Source organism: Microbacterium hydrothermale, from assembly GCF_004854025.1.
Taxonomy (GTDB): Bacteria; Actinomycetota; Actinomycetes; order Actinomycetales; family Microbacteriaceae; genus Microbacterium; species Microbacterium hydrothermale.
This window is the reverse complement of the sequence record NZ_STGM01000006.1, coordinates 58,788-77,845: the sequence shown is the minus strand read 5'-3', so window position 1 is coordinate 77,845 and position 19,058 is coordinate 58,788. Positions and strand designations below refer to the sequence as shown.

Sequence of the window (19,058 nt, the reverse complement as noted above, 5' to 3'; positions counted from 1 at the left end):
TCAGCGGGAGGAAGCAGGAGTCGGCTGATCGGCGTCGAGGTGCGGCACTCGTTCAGCGGAGGGCCACAGTGCCCACGCGATGACGAAGGCGATCAGGACGGCGGTGGCGAGCATCACCGGTGGGGCCTTCGCCGTCGTGATGATCGTGCCCACGAGGGGAGCACCGATCAGCACCCGTGGGGCGCTCTGCACGACATAGGGCTGGAGGTCGGCGGCCTGGTTCGCGTCACCGCGGAGCACGAGGCTGCGCGCCCGCGGGTCGCCGGCGACGGGCGCGATCTCGACGATGCGGTGGGTCACCTGCGCACCGTTCCCGGGGCGTCGCACCGTGACGATGTCGCCGACGGCGAGATCTGCGGCATCCACCGATCGGGTGATGGCGGCGGCACCGGTGGGGAGCGAGGGCGACATCGAGCCGGTGACGAAGACGATGATCCCCAGTCCCCCTACGGCGCTGGCAACGAGCCAGGCGACGGTCAGGATGCCGAGGCATCCGACGAGGGTGGTCACGGCATCCCGCACCCGCTCGAGGGGCGTCGGCGCCTCAGCGGCCGACGCGGGAGGGGAGAACCGGTGCCGCGGACCCGCGGCGTGCGCGGCGAGCGGACGGGATGCCGTGACCAGGTCGTTCACGAGGTGGCCACGAACTCCCACGCCGGGGCGATCGTCCGACCCATGTAGTCCTCGGGGGTCGTCCCGCCCGCCAGCGGGATCGGGTCGGGCAGGGTCACCTCGAAGCAGTAGTACTGCGTCGAGCCCGACGCCGCGGCGAGCGACTGCGTGAGCGTGGCTCCGGTGTTCGCCAGCGACCCGTCGGCGATGACGGTCACCGGTCCCGTGAAGGCGGTCGCGTCGCAGGTGAAGGCGGTGGCACTCGTCGCGACGCGCACGTCGAGGGCGTCGAAGAGCAGGTCGCCGGGGTCGTCGGTGGCGATCCCCGCGGCGGGATCGGCCGCTTGGAGCTGGACGTCGCCGGCGATGGAGGCGTTCTTGGTCCGCAGCGCCACCGCGGCGTAGACGCTGTCGCCCGGGGTGAGCTCCGTCCCCAGCAGTCCCGCAGCGGTGAACACCATCTGGCCGCCCGGGTTGTCCGGCTCGTCCGTCCACGCGGTCGGGTCGAAGCCGGGGTCGGTGTTCTGCTCGATCGCGAAGGTGGAGGTGCCCACCCCCGCCCCTCCTGCACCGTCGCCGCCGAACACCCACTCGGTATCGGTCCAGGCGGCGAGGGTCGCCGCGACGCCGACCCCCAGAGCCGCGCCACCCGCGGCGACGGCGAAGATGCGACGCCGAACGAGTCGGCGCTTCTGGTTCTCCATGGATACCCCCATCAGGTTCGATCCGCTCGGCTGGTGCCCAGCGGGCGGGGAGGCCCCGCGACGCCGACACTCGCGCTCTCCGGAGCGCGCGCCAAGAGCAGTCGGGTCAAACCAGATGAAGAACCAGTGGTCCGCGCACTACCGACCCGCCGACGGACCCGCAGCTGCGCATCGCAATCCGACTACCGAGTCGGGGGGACCAGGTAGTCGCGTCCGTCATCCGTGGGTGGCGTCGCGCGAAACCTCGCGCACCCGTCGATGCGCGACGCTCTCACCGACGACCGCCGTCAGTCGACGGATCCCGCGGGAGCCTCTTCGTTCAGTGGAACGGGCCGAGCCCCGCGGCGGCCGTACCGGAGCCAGAAGAACAGGTAGCACGCGCCCACGAACGGGATGCCGAAGTACAGCGCCGCGACCTGATTCTCGTCGAAGGCGATCGCGACGATCGAGGCCGTCAGCAGCACGAAGGCGAGGATCGGGACGAGCGGGTACAGGGGTGTGCGGAACGCGAGGTCGGCGACGTCGCCGCCGGATCGGAGGTACTGGCGGCGGTGGAAGAACTGCGCGGCGACGATCGACATCCACACCGCCACCGCGGCGAATCCGGCGATCGAGACGAGCACGAGGTACACCGTCTCGGCCGCGACGACGCTGGAGATGAGCGAGACGAGGCCGATGGCCAGGCTCACCAGGAGCGCGACCATCGGGATGCCGCGGCGGGTGAGCTTCGTGAAGACCTTCGGGGCGTACCCCTCCTCGGCGAGCGAGAAGAGCATGCGCGCGCAGGAATACAGGCCGCTGTTGCCCACCGAGAGCAGCGCCGTGATCACGACGAAGTTCATGATGTCGGCGGCATACGGCACACCCACGTACTCGAAGACGTCGACGAACGGGCTCGACGACAGCCCCGCCTGGTCGTAGGGCAGGAGGGCGGCGATGACGACGATCGAGCCCACGAAGAGCACGAGCAGGCGCAGCACCGTCGAGCGCAGTGCGCGCGGGATGTTGCGGCGGGGGTCCTTCGTCTCCCCGGCGGCGACACCCACCAGTTCCGCACCGCTGAAGGCGTAGAAGACCGCGAGCGAGGTGATGAGCACGCCGCCGAGCCCGGCGGGCAGCAGTCCGTCGGGGGTGACGAAGTTGCTCAGACCCACCGCCTGATGCGGCTCCGGCGACAGCGGGGTGAATCCGAAGATGGCCATCGTCCCGAGCACGATGAGGGCCACGATCGCGACGACCTTGATGAGGGCGAACCAGAACTCCGTCTCGCCGAACACGCGCGCCGAGATCGCGTTGAGGGTGAACAGGACGCCGGCGAACACCACGCACCACACCCACACGTCGACGGTGGGGAACCAGCGCTGCATGAGGATCCCGGATGCCGTGAACTCAGACCCGAGCGCCACCACCCAGCACAGCCAGTACAACCACGCCGTGGCGAACCCCGTGGCGGGACCCATCGTGCGCGCGGCGTAGATGTGGATCGAGCCCGACACCGGGTAGACCACCGCGAGCTCACCGAGGCACACCATGACCAGCCACACCACGAACGCGCCCAGCAGGTAGGCCAGGACCGCGCCGAGCGGGCCGGCCTGATGGATGGTGTAGCCCGAGCTGAGGAACAGGCCCGAGCCGATCACCCCGCCGAGGGCGATCATGACGAGGTGGCGCGCATCCATGGCGCGGCGCAGTCGCCGGGGTGCGCCCGCGGAGCCGGACGTGTCGAGGGAGGAATCGAGGGGACGACTCATGGGGGTGCTCGCCTTCATGATCGAGCCCGGAGCCGTCGAGGCGTCCGGGCGACGCAGTCACAGTAGTTCATGCCGGAGGCCCCTCGGTACGCTGGGCCGATGAGCACCGTGGGCGCCGGCACCGACGACGACGCCACCTCGACCGTGAGCCGCGCCTTCGACGTGGTGTCCGCCGTCGCCTCGCTCACCCGCACGGGCCGCGGAGCGTCGGCGACCGACGTCGCCCGGGCGCTCGGGCGCGAACGCTCGCACGTCTCCCGCACGCTTACGGCGCTCGCTGCACAGGATGTCGTCGCGCGCGACGACGAGCGCCGCTACCGACCGTCGTGGGCGTGGTACACCGCCGCCGAAGACCTCGTCGACCGCCGCCTGCGGCTGGAGGGCCTCGCCGTCCTCGATGACCTGGCCGCCGCGACCGGCGAGGCGGTCTTCCTCGGCGTACTGCGCGGCGACACGACGGTGACCATCGTCGAAAGCATCCCTTCGGCCTCGAACATGGTCGGAACGTGGATCGGGCGCGGCTACCCCGCCTTCTGCAGCGACGCCGGCCAGGCCGTGCTGTGGGACGCCGATGACGAGGAGGTGCGCGCGGTGTTCGCCGCGACCGATTTCGCCGGCGCGGGGCCCCGGGCTCCGGCATCCGTCGACGACTTCCTCGGCCGACTGCGCGAGGCCCGCGAGCGCGGGTACACGATCGTGGACGAGGAGGCCGAGGCGGGACTGTACTCCGTCGCGGCACCGGTCTGGGACTTCCGCGGAGAGGTCGTCGCGGCGATCCAGGTGGTCGGAGAACGCACCATCCTGCAGCCGCGCACGTCTCAGGCGGCAACCGCCTGCCGACGCGCCGCGGCGGCCCTGTCCGAACGTCTCGGCGGCGGGCGGGGCCGCGGCTGACCCGTTCAGCCTCGTGCCAGAGAACTCAGCCGCTCCGCGCTCTGCGACAGCAGCGTCTCGATGTGGCGCTCGCGCGCCGCCGAGACCGGCGCACCGCTCACGGAGAGAGCCGCGACGATACCGTGCGCCCCCCGCACGGGCAGGGCGAACTCGTCGAGGCCGGCGACGTACTCGGAGCGCGCGATGATGAGCCCGCGCTCTCGATCGCGCTGCAGGAGCGCGTCGACCGCGTCGACCGTCCGGGCGGCGGCCGGCCCGCCGACGCCCACGAACTGCGCATCGCGCAGAAGGGTGTCGAGGGCGGCGCGCGAGTGATCCCAGAGCAATGCCCGCCCGGCGCCGGTGCACCAGACCGGCGTGACCGCCGCCGGACGCAGGGTTCCCTCGCCGCTCGCCCCCGCGCCCTCGATGCGCAGCAGCAGCGCCCTCTGCCCGTCGGCGGCCACCACGCGGGCGATCATCCCCAGGTGCGCGGCCAACGCACGCAGGTGCATGCGGGCTGCGCGCAGCCAGGGTTCGTGACGCGCGCCCGCCGCGTCGAAGAAGGCGGGGCCCGCGTGCAGCACGGTCGTCGCGTCGCGCTCGATGAAGGCGAGGCGCCGCAGCTCCTGCGTCACGCGCGAGGCGCGGCTGCGTTCGACCCCGGCCGCTTCGGCGAGGCGGGCGAGGGCGAACCCGGCCCGCCCCGACCGCTCCCTCTCGATCGCCGCGTCCAGCAGCGAGAGTCCCTGCGTCAGCGAGGCGGGAGGTGTCATCGGCGTCCTTCGGTCACGGGCGCCTGCGGCGCCTCTTCATCGAGCGTGGCCCCGGCAGCGGCTCCCCGACGACCGTACCGCCACCAGAAGAACACGTAGCACGCGACGACGAACGGGATGCCGAAGTATAGCGCCGCGACCTGGTTCGGGTCGAAGGCGATCGCGACGATCGAGACCCCGAGCAGCACGAACGCCAGGATCGGGACGACGGGGTAGAACGGCGTGCGGTAGGCGAGCGTCTTGATGTCACCGCCCCCACGGACGAAGGCCCGCCGGTGGAAGAACTGCGCCGCGACGATCGACATCCACACCGCCACGACGGCGAACCCGGCGATCGAGACGAGCACGAGGTAGACGGTCTCGGCGGCGATCACGCTCGACACCAGGGAGACGAGACCGACCGCCATGCTGACGCTGAGGGCGACGATCGGGATGCCGCGGGAGGTGAGCTTCGTGAACGCGCGGGGAGCGTGCCCCTCCTCCGCGAGGGAGAACAGCATCCGCGCACACGAGAAGAGGCCGCTGTTGCCCGCCGAGAGCAGCGCGGTGATGATGACGAAGTTCATGATGTCGCCGGCGAACGGCACACCGACGTATTCGAAGACGTCGACGAAGGGGCTCGAGGTCAGGCCCGCCTGCTCGTAGGGAAGGATCGCGGCGATGACGGTGATGGAGCCGACGAAGAGCACGAGCAGGCGCAGCACGGTGGAGCGCAGGGCCTTCGGGATGTTGCGGGCGGGGTCTTTCGTCTCGCCCGCGGCGACGCCGATGAGCTCCGAGCCGCTGAAGGCGTAGAAGACGGCCAGAGAGGTCATCAGGACGCCGGCGATGCCGGTGGGGAAGAGCCCGTCGGGCGTCGAGAAGTTGCTGAACAGGACGGCCCCGGGGTGCTCGGACGACAGCGGGGTGAAGCCGAAGATCGCCGCACCGCCGAGCACGATGAGCGCGACGATCGCGACCACCTTGATGAGCGAGAACCAGAACTCCGTCTCGCCGAACACGCGCGCCGAGATCGCGTTGAGGGTGAACAGGATGCCGGCGAACACCAGGCACCACACCCACACCTCCACGCCGGGGAACCATCTCTGCATCAGGATGCCGGCGGCGGTGAACTCGGAGCCGAGGGCGACGACCCAGCACAGCCAGTACAGCCAGGCCGTCGTGAACCCGGTGGCGGGGCTGATCGCGCGGGCAGCGTAGATGTGGAAGGCGCCCGAGACGGGGTAGGCCACGGCGAGTTCGCCCAGGCACGACATCACCAGGTACACGACGAACGCGCCGACGAGGTAGGCGACGATCGCACCGAGCGGGCCGGCCTGGTTGATCGTGTAGCCCGAGCTGAGGAAGAGCCCCGACCCGATCACGCCGCCCAGGGCGATCATCACCAGGTGGCGCGCGTCCATGGAGCGCTGCAGGCGCCGCAGCGGCACCTGTGTCGCGACGGTCTGCGGGAGGGCGTTGGGAAGGGACGAGGAGTCGGTGGGGCGTGGCATGGCGTCTCGCATTCGGGAAGAAGGGGAACGGATCGCATTTCGTGTGGCATGAACACTGCACTGTGTTCATTTCGCACATGTTTCCTCGGACAGTAGCGGCCTCGGGCGGTCCGCTCAAGGGCGGAGAACGCTCGGCGATCGATCGGGCGATCCGGCAGCCGCACCGACATAACGGCATCCCTCACCGTCGGAATGCCAGGCGCAGAGCGACACGACGGCGACGGACGATGGCCGAAGACCCCGTCCTGCACCCTCTCGAGGAGACCCATGAACCGTCACGATCTCGCCCTCATCGGCTTCGGCGGCGTGAACCGCGCCCTGGCCGAGCTCATCCGCGACCGCGGCGACGACCTCGCGACCGAGCTCGGCTTCGCGCTGCGCATCGTCGCGATCACCGACCTGCGCCTGGGCTCCCTCATGCAGGAGGACGGCATCGATCTGGACGCCGTCTTGGCCCTGGCACCCGGCGCCACCTTCGCCGGCTGGCCGGGAGGGGACGCCGAGCCCCGGAACGTCGAGGTCATCCGGAACACGACCGCCGACATCGTCGTCGAGGCGACCTTCACCAACCCGGTCGACGGCGAGCCCGGTGTCTCGCACGTGCGCCTGGCCCTCGAGGCGGGGAAGAGCGTCACCACCACGAACAAGGGCCCCGTCGCCCTCGCGGGCCCCGAACTGAACGCGATCGCCGCGGCGAACGGCGTGCACTTCGCCTATGAAGGTTCCGTCGTGAGCGGTACGCCCGTGCTGCGCTTCGCCTCCTCAACGCTGCAGGGACTGCGCGTCGACGCGGTACGCGGCATCCTGAACGGCACGAGCAACTACGTGCTCGGCCAGATGGAGACGGGCATGGACCTCGCCACCGCGGTCGCCGAGGCGCAGACCCTCGGCTACGCGGAGGCCGACCCGACCGCCGACATCGAGGGTTCCGATGTGCGCCTTAAGGTCGTCATCCTCGCGAACGAGGTCCTCGGCGCCGACATCACCCCCGCCGACGTGACCTGCGTCGGCATCACGGGCATCACCCCCGCCGACATCGTGGATGCCGCAGCCCGGGGTTTTCGGTACAAGCTCATCGGCGCGGCCGAACGCCTCGCCGACGGCACGGTGCGCGCGAGCGTCGAGCCCGTCGCCCTGCCCCTCACCCACCCGCTCGCCGGTATCAGCGGTCCGACCAACGCGGTGTCGTTCGACACCGACCTGCTCGGCACGGTGACCGTGAGCGGCCCCGGAGCCGGACGCGTCGAGACGGCCTACGCGCTGCTCTCGGACATCATCGAGATCGACGCCCGCGTGGCGCAGGCCGCGGTGGCACGGCGATGACGCTGACGATGCCCACCGACGCCCTCGAGGTGCGCAACCCCTTCGACGACTCCGTGATCGGCAGCGTGCCGACCATCGGCGTCGACCACGTGCCCGCCGTGTTCGATCGCGCCCGCGTCGGCGCCGAACTGTCGCGCGGTCTCTCGCGCTTCGCCCGGCACGCGGTCCTGCACCGGGCGGCGCAGCTGCTCGACGACCGCGCCGACGAGGCGGCGGCGCTCATCGTGCGCGAGGCCGGCAAGACCGTCCGACAGGCCCGCAAGGAGGTGCGCCGCGCCGTGACGACGCTGTCGCTCTCGGCCGAGACGGCTCGCGCCGCGACGGGCGAGGTCATCCCGTTCGACGCCTTCGAGGGGTCCGAGAACCGCCGAGGGTGGTTCACCCGTGAACCGCTCGGCATCGTCGTGGCGATCACGCCCTACAACGACGCGCTGAACCTCGTCGCGCACAAGCTCGGACCCGCCCTGGCCGGCGGCAACGCGGTGATTCTCAAGCCGTCGCCGCATACCCCGCTCACGGCGGAGTTCCTCGTCGGCATCCTGATCGACGCGGGCCTGCCCGACGAGATCGTGACGGTCGTGCACGGCGATCGCGACGTGGCCGCGGCGCTCGTCTCGGCACGCGAGGCGCGCCTGGTGTCGTTCACCGGCGGCTTCGCCACGGGCGAGGCGATCGCGCGCGGCGCGGGACTCAAGCGACTCGCGATGGAGCTCGGCGGCAATGCGCCCGTGCTCGTGTTCGATGACGCCGACCTCGCGCACGCCGTCGAGGCGTGCGTGTCGGGGGCGTTCTGGGCCGCGGGGCAGAACTGCGTCGGCGCGCAGCGCATCCTCGTGCAGCGCGGGATCCACGACGCCTTCCGCGAGCGTTTCGTCGCGGCGACCGCGGCGCTGCGCGCGGGCGATCCGACGCAAGAGGCGACCGACGTCGGTCCCATGATCACGACGGATGCCGCGGAGCGCGCCGAACACGTGGTCGACGACGCCGTGCGGGCCGGGGCGCGCGTGCTCGCCGGCCATCGCCGGGACGGCTCGGTCTACGCCCCGACGGTCATCGAGGGCGTCGCTCTCTCGTGCGAGCTGTGGGCTGACGAAGCCTTCGCCCCCGTGGTCGTCCTCGCGCCGTTCGACACCGAGGACGAAGCGATCGCACAGGCGAACGACATCGAATACGCCCTGCACGCGGGGCTGTTCACCCGCGACCTCGGCCGCGCCCTGCGCGTGGCGGAGCGCCTGGAGGCCGGGGGCGTCATGATCAACGACTCCTCCGACTACCGCGTCGACAGCATGCCGTTCGGCGGGGCCAAGTACGGGAGCATGGGCCGCGAAGGAGTGCGCTTCGCCTACGAGGAGATGACCCAGCCCAAGGTCGTGTGCATCAACGCATGACCCTCGGATGCCACGCCCTCCGGCCACGAGCACGGGGGCGTGGCATCCGGATTCCGACATCGGCGCCGCGAGCGGGGGAACGCCACGCGTGAGCGGGCCGGCACGCCGGGCCGCATGACCCTCGTCACGCGCGATCGATGACGCGCGTGAGCGAGACCGAGGTGACCGTGTCACTGACCTCCGGGAGAGCGGCGATGCGCTCCCAGATCTGCCCGATGCGTTCCATCGTGTCGGCGCGGAGGGTCACGAGAAGGTCGAACTGCCCCGACAGGATGTCGCACTGCACGACCTCGGGAATGCGGGCGAGCTCCGTGATGACACCGGCGCCGCGCATGCGGTCGGCGCGATAGACGAGCACGATCGCGGTGACGCGGCCGTCATCGACGCGCCCGCGCGCGAGGGTGTATCCGGCGATCAATCCGTCGCGCTCCATGCGCTCCATGCGCTGTTTGACCGCGTTGCGCGAGAGGTGCACGCGCGAGGCGAGCGTGACGAGGGGGATGCGCGCGTCGGCGTGGAGCTCAGCGAGGATGCGGTCATCGACGGCATCCGTGCGGGGGCGGACCATTTCAGCTCCTTGCGTGCTCATTCAGCACTCGCCAATGCGTATATTGCACGCTAGGGTAGCTCAGATCGATCGTCCCGTCACGCGGACGACGGAAAGGGCCTCCGAGATGACGACACACCCGGACCGCACCGACGCCACGAGTCTCGGCGACGCGAGTCTCGCCGTCCACGGCGGCATCGAGCTCGACAGCACCCGAGCCCTGCGCACGCCGCTCGTGATGTCGAACTCCTTCGCCCTGCCCGAAGACCCCAGCGAGATCAGCTGGTCGGCCACCGCACCGGGCCTGTACACGCGCAACACGGGCGTCAACCAGCTCGCGCTCGAGCGCAAGCTCGCGGCCCTCGATCACGGCGAACAGGCCGTCGCCCTGGCATCCGGGGTCGCGGCCCTGCACGCGGTGTTCTTCACCCACGTCCGCGTCGGCGACCACGTCGTCGTCAGCGACGTGGTCTACGAAGCCACCTGGCGCCTCTGGACCGAACTCCTGCCCCGCCGCTACGGCATCGAAGCCACCTTCGTCGACGTCACCGACCCGGATGCCGTCCGCGCGGCGATGCGGCCCGAAACCCGCCTCGTGTGCGTCGAGGCCATCGCGAACCCCACCACGAAGGTCGCCGACATCGCGATGCTCGCCGAGATCGCGCACGCCGCGGGCGCCGTCCTGATGGTGGACTCCACCTTCACTCCCCCGCCGTTCTACCGCCCCCTCGACGACGGCGCCGATCTCGTCGTGCACTCGCTGACGAAGTACATCAACGGTCACGGCGACGCGATGGGCGGGGCCGTGGTCGGGCGCAGCGAGCTGATCGAACCCATCAAGGCGGATGCCATGGTCGACGTCGGCGGAGTGATCTCGCCCTTCAACGCGTGGCTGATCCAGCGCGGGTCGGTCACCCTGCCCCTGCGGCTGCGTCAGCACTTCGCCTCGGCCCAGCGGATCGCCGAGACGCTCGAGGCCGACACGCGCGTCGCGTTCGTCGCGTACCCGGGACTGCCGTCGCACCCCCAGCACGAGCTCGCGCGTCGGCAGTTCGGCGGGGCCGCGTACGGCGGCATGATGGCCTTCGCCCTCGACGGCGACCCCGACCTGCAGAACCGCTTCGTGGCGCAGCTGCGCCTGATCACCTCGGGGTTCTCCCTCGGTCACGACGACAGCCTCATCGTGCACACGGCCGCCGACGGCCCCCGCACCGCGACCTACCCCGAACCGTTCCGCCGGCTCGGTCACCTGCGGCTGTCGGTGGGACTTGAGGATGCCGACGACCTCGTCGCCGACATCACGGCGGCGCTCGACGCATCCGGGGCGTGAACCGACCTATGGATTTCGAATGTCCGAGCGGCATCCCCTTCCCCTCCGTTACCTGACCGTTATAGAGTGAGAGCACGGTAGTTGTTTTGCTGTGGCAGCTACCGACATGTGATTGCAGGACACTCTGGTGCAGGAAAGGGCCGGTCGGACACCTCCGACCGGCCCTTCTTCGTGCGCCCGTGCCCGGGTTCCGCGGCGCAGCGGGAGGATGGACACGTGAAGGACGACGAGCTGACCGAACCCGACGGACGCATCGTGCTGGTGCGGCACGGCGAGACCGCGTGGAGCCGCACCGGGCGGCACACCGGATTGACCGACATCCCGCTGACCGAGACCGGCGCCTACAAGGCCGAGCTCGCGGGGACGCTGCTCGCCACCCGCCGTTACGACCTGATCCTCTCGAGCCCCCTCCAGCGCGCCGTCGAGACCGCTTCGCGCGCCGGCTACCCCGACGTGCAGACCGACGCGCGACTCGTCGAGTGGGACTATGGCGCCTACGAGGGCCTCACCACCCCCGAGATCGTGGATCAGCTCGGACGCCCGTGGACGATCTGGGAGGGCACGCCCGCCGGCGCGACCCCGGGCGAATCCGTCGCCCAGGTCACCGTCCGGGCGGAGTCGCTGCTCGCGGAACTGCGCCCGCGGGTGCGCGCCGGCGAACAGGTGCTTCTGTTCTCGCACGGGCACTTCCTGCGCGCCCTCGCGGGAACCTGGCTGGGACTGACCGCCGCGGGCGGCCGCTACTTCGTGCTGGGCACGTCGGCGGTCAGCGAACTCGGGTTCGAGCACGGCAGCGAGGTCATCACGCAGTGGAACCACGTGCGGGGGCGCTGAGGCGCGCAGGGCGCCCTCATCCCCGGAGCCGACCGTCGTGGATCTCGATCACCCGGTCGGCCCGCTCCGCAACGCTCGTGTCATGCGAGGCGACGAGCGCCGCGGTCCCGTGTCGGCGGACGTGCTCGGCGAGCAGCGAGATCACCGACGACGCCGTCGTGCTGTCGAGCTGAGCGGTCGGCTCATCCGCCAGCAGCACACGGGGACGGTGCACGAGCGCCCGCGCCACCGCGACGCGTTGCTGCTGGCCTCCCGACATCTCCTCGGGCCTCTGCGCGGAATGATCGCTCAGCCCCACGGCATCCACCATCTCCCGCGTCCGCGCCCGACGCTCGCGCGCGGCGAGGCGCGACGCGCGCAGCGGGAGCTCGATGTTCTCGGCCGCGGTCAGGAAGGGGACGAGAGCGAACTCCTGGTCGACGAAACCCACCACCTCGCGCCGCAGGCGAGCCCCCTCGGTCTCCGTGGCACCGGTGATCTTCGCGCCGTCCACCCACACCGCGCCCTCATCCGGGTCGTCGAGACCCGCGGCCAGGGTCAACAGCGTCGTCTTGCCCGACCCCGACGGCCCCCTCACCACGACGAGTTCGCCTGCTCCCACCTCGAGGGTCGCGCCGCGCAGGGCGACCGTGCGCGCGGAGCCGGTCCCGTAGACGCGGGACAGCCCCTCGACGCGCAACAGCGGGCCGGTCACGACCGGCGCTCCCGCCGCGTCATCGGGCGAGCGGGGGTCGCCGCGGGGCCCGTCGTCACCGGCGCGCCCTCTCTCGCCGACCCGCTCTCCTCGGCGGTGACGGCGGGCTCGACGCGCACGTGGTCGCTCTCGAGCTGCAGGCGGACGCGATCCCGCATCCCGAGGCGCTCGATGTGATCCCGCGGCAGCTGCAGGCGGCCCGCCCGGTCGAGGACGGCGTACTCCCGAGCGGCCTCATCGCCCCCGGCACGATCGCGCCAGACCTCGATCGACGTGCGCCCGTCGCGGATGCCGATGGTCCGGCGCACGTGATCGGCCACCCCGGTGTCGTGCGTGACGATGAGCACCGTCACCCCTGATTCGTCATTGGCCCGGCGCATCGCCTCGAGCACCTGCGCACTGGAGGCCTCGTCGAGTTCACCGGTGGGCTCGTCGGCGAACAGCACGCGGCACCCGTTCGCCAGGCCGAGGGCGATCGCGGCGCGCTGACGCTCGCTACCGGTCACCTGGCCGGGCCGCCGATCCGCCACCGCCCGCACGTCGAGCAACGACAGCACTTCCGCCGCTCGCGCAGACCGTCGTCGACGCGGCACGCGCCCCACCGAGAGGGTGAGGTCGAGGTTCTCGCGGATGGTCAGCGCGGGCAGGAAGTTGCGGCCGGTCTGCTGCCAGACGAAGCCGGCGACCCGGCGCCGGTACTCCGCCCGCTGCCGCGCCCCGAGCGAGAGCAGGTCGCGTCCCGCGACGCTCGCGCGACCCGCACTGGCGGTGTCCAGGCCGGAGAGGATCGACAGCAACGTCGACTTGCCCGAGCCCGAGGCGCCGACGATGGCGGTGAGCTCCCCGCGCTCGACGCGCAGATTCAGCCCCTGCAGCGCCTGGACCTCCACGCCCGCGCCGCGGAAGATCCGCACGAGATCGACGCACTCGATCTCGGCCCCGGCGTCCACCCCGCTTCGACGGTGCGGGGGCCCGACGGGCCCGACGGCGGCCGAATCGTTCATGATCGCTCCCTCTTCCGCGCGACGCGTCGCGCACTCCATCCCGACCCGGTCGCCACGACGACCGCGGTCGCGACGATCACCGCGACGACGCCCGTCGCCGCGGCCGCCGTGAGCGCGACCGCAGCCGGCGACACGGGAGCCACGATGCCGAGCCGCTCGGCCGATCCCCCCGCGCCGGCGACGACCACGACGCCGATCCAGCCCACTCCCCACCCGCCGAGTGCCGCCACCGCGGCCAACGGCCCCACCTCGAGCGCGACGACGCCGCGGGGACGGCCCGCGCCGATCATGCGCAGAACGGCGGCGGTCCGTCGCCGTTCGCGGGCGGCGGCGACCTCCGTCGCCGCTGAGATGGCGACGGCCCCGGCCAGCGCGACGGCGCCCGCTCCGGCCAGCAGGATCGCCAGGGTGGTCACGGTGGGGGCCGCCTTCCTGTTCTCGAGATCGCTCGCGACGTCGACGACGTCGAGGTCGGGATGCCCCTGGCGCACGACCGCGGCCACGGGTGCGACCTCGCCGGCGTTCACCAGCACGCACGCGGTGTCCGAGGCGGTCGTCAGGTCGGCGGCATCCCGACGGTCGAGCAGGATCCACGCGGATCCGTCCGAGGGGAGGACGTCGTCGTCGACCACCGCGGTCGGCGCGACCGCGATCCCCCCGATCATCACGCCCCCGTCGAGCAACTCGGCCGCCGACCGCGACACCACCGCGGACGCGGGCGTCCCGGGATCGAGGACGGGGACGTCGCCGCGCACGCGGTGGAGGTCGACGGTGGGCGCGGACAGCACCGTGACCGCCCGCAGTCGCCCCTCCCCGGTGACGGGGATGCCGGCGAGGCGACGCACCTCGACCATCGCGGTCGCCCCCGCGGGCTGACGCGCGACCAGGTCGCTCGTCGCGGCGGCGTCTCCGCAGGCGCGGATGTCGGCGCCCACGAAGCGGTGAGCGGCGGAGACGAGACCGTCACCCGCGACCTGGGTGAGACCCAGCGCGAGCGTGACCGTCGCGACGGCGATCGTGACGCCCGTGATCAGCAGCGCCCGACCGCTCCCCCGCGCGATGCGCGCGACCGCGAGGACGCCCGCCACTCCCGCCCGACGATGAGACGCCCGCAGCGCGGGAGCGAGCCCCCACCCGAGCAGCCGCGCGAGGATGAGCCCGGCCGTGACCGCGGCGAAGACGACGACCCCGCTCAGCAGAGGATCGACTCCGGCGGGCGGGAGGCCGCGGCTCACCAGCAGGGCGAAAGCGACGAGGGTGAGCAGGAGCATCGCGATCTCCGCGACGACGCGCAGGACGGGAGGGACGACGGATGCGACGACCGTGCGCCGCGCGACGATCGCCGCCAGGGCCACCCCGCAGATCACGACCGCGAGCACCGGCACGATGCCCGGGGACGCGGCGTCGGGGGTCGACGACACCGCCGCCGCCCCGCCGAGGAGGGCCCCCGCGGCGATCGGGATCGCGGCGTCGCGCGCCGCGGCGAGCTGCAGCCGCCACGTCGACTCGCCGCGCGCCGAGCGCAGCACGCGTTCGCGCGCGCGACGGCGCTCGACCACCGAGACGGCGAGCGCCGCGACGAGCAGAGCGGACGCGAGCGGAGCGGCCGCGATCAGGGCGGTGAGCGAGACGAGCGCGTCCTGGGCCCCGACCAGGCCCGCGAGCAGGGCGGGCAGGCGCGTCGACACCGTCACGGGGTATCCGCTGCGCAGGGTCGTCCCCTGGGCCGCGGTCTTGTTCGCGGCGCGTTCCAGGTCGGCGACGTCGCGTGCGCCGAGTCCGGCCCCGCCGACCGGCACGTCGGCCACGAACTGCGCACGAGCGAGCGTCGGCCCCAGAGCGGCGACGGAGGCGGGGTCGATGTAGGCGCCACCGGTGACGAGATCCGCGCCGTTGACCCGGTCCGACTCGGCGCGATGGAAGACGTCCTGCGCGACGGGCCCACTGTCGTCATCGGAGAGGAGGCCGCTGACGACGATCGCGCCGCCGGGGCCGTTCCAAGTCGTCCCGACGACCGCCCCCATGCGCGCGGCGACCGATTGCTCGAGGACGACCTCGACGGCCTCGCCGAGGGTCCACGGGCGCGGCGCACGCCCCTCGATGACGACGGCCCCCGCCTGCATCACCGGGGCCGTTCCCAGACGCACGCGCACGAGGGTCCCGTCCACGGCGACGGCCGTGACGTCAGGGAAGGTGAGCACCCAGGCCGGCTCACCCAGCGCAGCGCGCAGGGGAGGGTCGACGGTGTCGGGATAGGTCGCGAGCGTCTCGCCGATATCGGCGATCGTGTCGGCGCCGAGGGCGAAATCGTCGAGCTCGGCGCTGAGGGTCACCGCGGCCGCATCCTCGCCCGGGCCGAGCGCCGCGTCGAGCCGGCGATCGGCCACCGTCTCGAGCAGGCGGGGCACGATCAGGCAGGAGGCCACGAGCACCGCCACCGCGATCACGACGAGGCCGAGCGCGCCCGCGTGCGGCACGAGGGTCCGCCACCATCGCCTCATCGTCCGGACCTCCGGGCGCGAAGGTCGTCGACGGCGGCGAAGCCCCCGGCGGAGGCGAGGGCGATCGCCACCACCGCTCCGACGGTCGCCGCCGCGACGAACGGATCCGCCGTCACCACGACGCCGACCGCTCGCGGCAGGGCACCCGCGACCACTGCGGGAAGAAGGAGGATGCCGCTCCCCACGCCCGCGACCACACCGACGACCGTCCCCGCGACCACCGCGGTGACGGCCTCCTGCATCCGGATGCGTCGACGGGTCGCGGCATCCACCCCGATGGCCCGGAGTGAGAGGACCTCGCCCCGCCTCCGACGACGGGCCGAGAGCGCGACCGCGCCGAGCCCCACGGCGCTGAAGACGGTCGCTCCCACGGCCCCGCACCACAGCAGGGTGGACGCGGTCGACAGGACCGTACGTCCCTGGTCGCGCGAGCTCCCGGTCAGCCGGGCGTCGTCGGGGAGGACGGCCGCGACGGCGGCGGTGTCGGACGGCGCCGGGATCCACGCCGAGGCCGCCCCGGGCAGGGCGGTGAAGGCGCGCAGGCGACTCGACATCACCGCTCCCGCGTCCACGAGCACGGCGGAGGAGAGCACCGCGCCCGGGATCGCCGGGACGACCGCGGCGATGCGGACGGGCCGCGACTCGGCGCCGGCGACGAGCGAGACGGGCAGGGTGTCGCCCTCTCCCACCCCGGACGCCTGCGCGAAAGCCTGCGACACCACGACCGGTGCCGAGGGGCTGACGGGCACGAACCGCACGCGCGTCACGTCATCGCTCACGGCGACCGACGCCGGCCCCGGTGACGCCTGAAGGTCGATGGCGTCGGCGCTGACGTCGACGGGCATGACGGATCCGCCGAGGCTGAGACTCTCACCGCCCGCGCTCAGGCCCTCGATCGACACGGATGCGCCGGACGGCTCGGCCGCCGTCACGGCGACGTCGACGGCCGCCACCCGCCAGGAACCTCCCGGGCCGATGGCGACCGGCGGCACGGGGATCGCCCCCGACGCGTCGGGAGTGACGGCCCGCAGGCGTCCCCAGTCATCGAGCAGCGCCACCGAGACCACCGCGGCCTGCGCGTCGCGGACGTCGACCTCGACGGAGAGCGTCGACGCCCCGGTGGGGACGACCGGTCCGGCCACCTCGGTCCGCATCGCCCCCACGACGCGGTCGAGATCCTCGAGCGCGGGGTCGGCGAGCGAGGCCACGGCGGCGGCGCCGGCCATGACGAGGGTGGCGGAGCGAGCGGCGATCGACGTGTTCGCGGTCCAGACGGGCGCGACGCCGCCACCACCCGACGCGGCCACGATGCGGTCCAGCACCGCCGGGGTGAGGTCGTCCCCGTCGCTCGAGACGCGGTGCCTCGCACCCTCCTGTACCGCCACGGCCGTCGCGAAGGCGGAGTTCCACGTCGCCTGGTACATCGCGGCGAAGGTCATCTGACCGACCGCGGCGGCGACGAGGACGATGACGGCGCCCGAGGTCAGGGGCCGCCGTGCCGCGGTCGTGGCCGCGAGGAACGGCCCCACCGTCGCATCGGAGGCCCGGCGCTCCCGTAGCCGCCTCGGCAGCACGACGACCGCGACCGCGCCGATCACGACGAGTGCGAGCAGCAGTGCGGCGGGGGCGACGACGGCGAGGGGATCGAGCTCGGGTCCGCTGCGGCCCTGCCCCAGGGTCGACCCGAGCGAGATCGCGCGGGCGGTCGTCAGGGCCGCGAGGAGCACGACGACGGATGCTGCGATGCCCGTCGTCCACCGGACCGCGAGGGGGGCCGCCGCTGCGCCGCCTCGCGTCAGGCGTCGCAGGTCGGCGGCGACGTAGGCCGCGGTCAGCGCGGCGGGAGCGGCGGCACTCGCGCACGCCACCGCGACGACCGCGGGCACCAGTGCGGTCGGGGGAGCGAGGACGAGCGTCGATGCGGTCGCCCCGACGGCGGCTCCGACGAGACCGGCCGTCAGCGCCCGTCCGGCCTCGGACCGCACGATGAGCGCGGATGCCTGACCGCGGGCCCATCGGATGCGTCGTTCCGGTGCCGCTGCGTCGACGAGCAGAGCCGCGAACAGCGCGCTGACGGCGAGCGCGGCGAGGATCGCGGTGACGAGCGCCACCGGGGCGGCCGCCTCGAGGACCGCGGCCCGGGATGCGATCCGCTGCGCCGTGGGGATCAGTGCGCCCGCCGTCTCGAGGTCCGCCGTGTCCACGCCCTCTGCCGTCAGCGCGTCGGGGAGCCCCCGCCAGGCCGCCGCGACGTCGCGCACCGTGGACACGCCCGTTCCGTCGGCGCCGAGATGGATGCTCCAGTGCGCGCGCCGGTCCAGCCCGGCGCTCGAGGCCGCGGAGGCGAGCACGCTCGACGCGACCGCGAGCGGCCCCTCTCCCCCGCCGGTGGCGGACGCCGCCCGCACCCCGAACCACCGATCGGCCGCGGCCGGAGACGATGCCCACAGCGCGGTCACCGTCACGCGGCCGACGCCGAGATCGACGGTGTCGCCGAGACCGATGCCGAGCTCCTCCGCGACGACCGCCGGAAGGGCGGCCTCGTCGGACGCCGCGGGCCAGCGGCCGGCGGCGAGGGGCAGCGCGTCGCCTCCGTCACCGGCGAGGTATCCGCGGCCGCGGCCGAGGTCGATCAAGCCCGCGGTCTCGACGCGATCGATCGTGACCGTCGCATCGGTCGGCAGGAGGCGCTCGAGGGCATCGCGGACGCGTGCGTCCTGCTGCGCGGCGTCGACGGCGAGGGGCAGCGACAGGTCGAGCCCGGTCTCTGCACCCGCTCCGGCCGCCAGCACCTCGCGCGCCCCGGCGTCGGCGGCGGTCGCGGTGAGCGCGAGTACGGCGACGGTCAGAGCGGTCGCCACGGCTGCCACGAGGGCGACCATGCCCTCGAAGACAGCGCGCGCGGAGAGAACCTGTCGGCGCACGGCGTCCTTACCCGAAGAAGATGGGCCGACCCTACTCCGCGTGAGGGGGCCCGGGAGCGCGGCCGGTCCGGCGCGCCGCGCGCCGGACGAAACCCGCAGAACGGCCCCGCGAAACCGGTCACGAAAATGTAACGGCCGCCTCTTCCCTTCCGTTACCTCACCGTTATAGAGTGCTCGCACGGTAGTTGTTTTGCTGTGGCAGCTACCGACATGTGATTGCAGGACACTCTTGGTGCAGGGACAAGGGCCGGTCGGAAGCCTCTCCGACCGGCCCTTACTCTGTCCACAGCTCCCGCGTCGACGC

The 19,058-nt window shown here is 72.6% G+C and carries 15 protein-coding genes; 5 read left to right on the top strand and 10 right to left on the bottom strand.

Annotated elements, in window-relative coordinates; translation table 11 throughout:
* The 3 genes from FB047_RS12405 to FB047_RS12395 all read right to left on the bottom strand — a co-directional run bounded on the left by FB047_RS12405 (position 1) and on the right by FB047_RS12395 (position 3,085).
* Positions 1–633, bottom strand: a complete 633-nt coding sequence (locus FB047_RS12405) for a signal peptidase I (RefSeq protein ID WP_167494234.1) — start codon at positions 631–633, stop codon at positions 1–3.
* Complete coding sequence (locus FB047_RS12400) at positions 630–1,316, bottom strand: SipW-dependent-type signal peptide-containing protein (protein WP_240752785.1); 687 nt, start codon at positions 1,314–1,316, stop codon at positions 630–632. The genes FB047_RS12405 and FB047_RS12400 overlap by 4 nt, the downstream gene beginning before the upstream one ends.
* Before the next feature lie 287 nt (positions 1,317–1,603).
* Positions 1,604–3,085 carry an amino acid permease gene (locus tag FB047_RS12395; protein ID WP_136587524.1) on the bottom strand — a complete coding sequence of 494 codons (1,482 nt, stop codon included), beginning with the start codon at positions 3,083–3,085 and terminating at the stop codon, positions 1,604–1,606.
* A gap of 81 nt (positions 3,086–3,166) precedes the next feature.
* On the opposite strand from FB047_RS12395, the gene FB047_RS12390 reads away from it, so the two are divergent.
* Positions 3,167–3,961, top strand: coding sequence for an IclR family transcriptional regulator (locus FB047_RS12390; protein ID WP_136587523.1), 795 nt, complete (start codon positions 3,167–3,169; stop codon positions 3,959–3,961).
* 5 nt (positions 3,962–3,966) lie between these two features.
* Here the strand turns inward: FB047_RS12390 and FB047_RS12385 are convergent, their stop codons facing one another.
* Entirely contained in the window at positions 3,967–4,716 is a 750-nt protein-coding gene (locus FB047_RS12385) for an IclR family transcriptional regulator domain-containing protein (protein WP_136587522.1), read from the bottom strand.
* The gene (locus FB047_RS12380) at positions 4,713–6,209 is read right to left on the bottom strand and encodes an amino acid permease (protein ID WP_136587521.1); all 1,497 of its coding nucleotides are present in this window, start codon (positions 6,207–6,209) and stop codon (positions 4,713–4,715) included. Before FB047_RS12380 ends, FB047_RS12385 begins: the two co-directional genes overlap by 4 nt.
* 267 nt (positions 6,210–6,476) lie before the next feature.
* Between FB047_RS12380 and FB047_RS12375 the strand changes: the two genes are divergently transcribed.
* Together FB047_RS12375 and FB047_RS12370 are read left to right on the top strand one after the other, a co-directional pair.
* A complete protein-coding gene (locus tag FB047_RS12375; RefSeq protein WP_136587520.1) occupies positions 6,477–7,532 on the top strand; it encodes a homoserine dehydrogenase in 1,056 nt (351 codons plus the stop codon).
* An 8-nt stretch (positions 7,533–7,540) separates the two neighbouring features.
* Complete coding sequence (locus FB047_RS12370; RefSeq protein WP_240752783.1) at positions 7,541–8,920, top strand: aldehyde dehydrogenase family protein; 1,380 nt, start codon at positions 7,541–7,543, stop codon at positions 8,918–8,920.
* Between the two features lie 124 nt (positions 8,921–9,044).
* Here FB047_RS12370 and FB047_RS12365 read toward each other — a convergent pair whose 3' ends face one another.
* Positions 9,045–9,488 carry an Lrp/AsnC family transcriptional regulator gene (locus tag FB047_RS12365; RefSeq protein WP_136587518.1) on the bottom strand — a complete coding sequence of 148 codons (444 nt, stop codon included), beginning with the start codon at positions 9,486–9,488 and terminating at the stop codon, positions 9,045–9,047.
* A 106-nt stretch (positions 9,489–9,594) separates the two neighbouring features.
* On the opposite strand from FB047_RS12365, the gene FB047_RS12360 reads away from it, so the two are divergent.
* Positions 9,595–10,797: a trans-sulfuration enzyme family protein gene (locus tag FB047_RS12360; protein WP_136587517.1), complete on the top strand. Its 1,203-nt coding sequence runs from the start codon at positions 9,595–9,597 to the stop codon at positions 10,795–10,797.
* 216 nt (positions 10,798–11,013) lie between these two features.
* Positions 11,014–11,631: a histidine phosphatase family protein gene (locus FB047_RS12355; RefSeq protein WP_136587516.1), complete on the top strand. Its 618-nt coding sequence runs from the start codon at positions 11,014–11,016 to the stop codon at positions 11,629–11,631.
* Positions 11,632–11,647: 16 nt separating this feature from the next.
* Here the strand turns inward: FB047_RS12355 and FB047_RS12350 are convergent, their stop codons facing one another.
* From FB047_RS12350 to FB047_RS12335, 4 genes are read right to left on the bottom strand one after another with little or no spacing between them, the layout of a single operon-like run.
* The gene (locus tag FB047_RS12350) at positions 11,648–12,325 is read right to left on the bottom strand and encodes an ABC transporter ATP-binding protein (RefSeq protein ID WP_136587515.1); all 678 of its coding nucleotides are present in this window, start codon (positions 12,323–12,325) and stop codon (positions 11,648–11,650) included.
* Positions 12,322–13,329: an ABC transporter ATP-binding protein gene (locus FB047_RS12345; RefSeq protein ID WP_136587514.1), complete on the bottom strand. Its 1,008-nt coding sequence runs from the start codon at positions 13,327–13,329 to the stop codon at positions 12,322–12,324. Before FB047_RS12345 ends, FB047_RS12350 begins: the two co-directional genes overlap by 4 nt.
* Positions 13,326–15,830, bottom strand: a complete 2,505-nt coding sequence (locus FB047_RS12340) for a hypothetical protein (protein WP_136587513.1) — start codon at positions 15,828–15,830, stop codon at positions 13,326–13,328. The genes FB047_RS12345 and FB047_RS12340 overlap by 4 nt, the downstream gene beginning before the upstream one ends.
* A complete protein-coding gene (locus FB047_RS12335) occupies positions 15,827–18,754 on the bottom strand; it encodes a hypothetical protein (RefSeq protein WP_136587512.1) in 2,928 nt (975 codons plus the stop codon). Before FB047_RS12335 ends, FB047_RS12340 begins: the two co-directional genes overlap by 4 nt.
* Positions 18,755–19,058 lie beyond the last annotated feature (304 nt).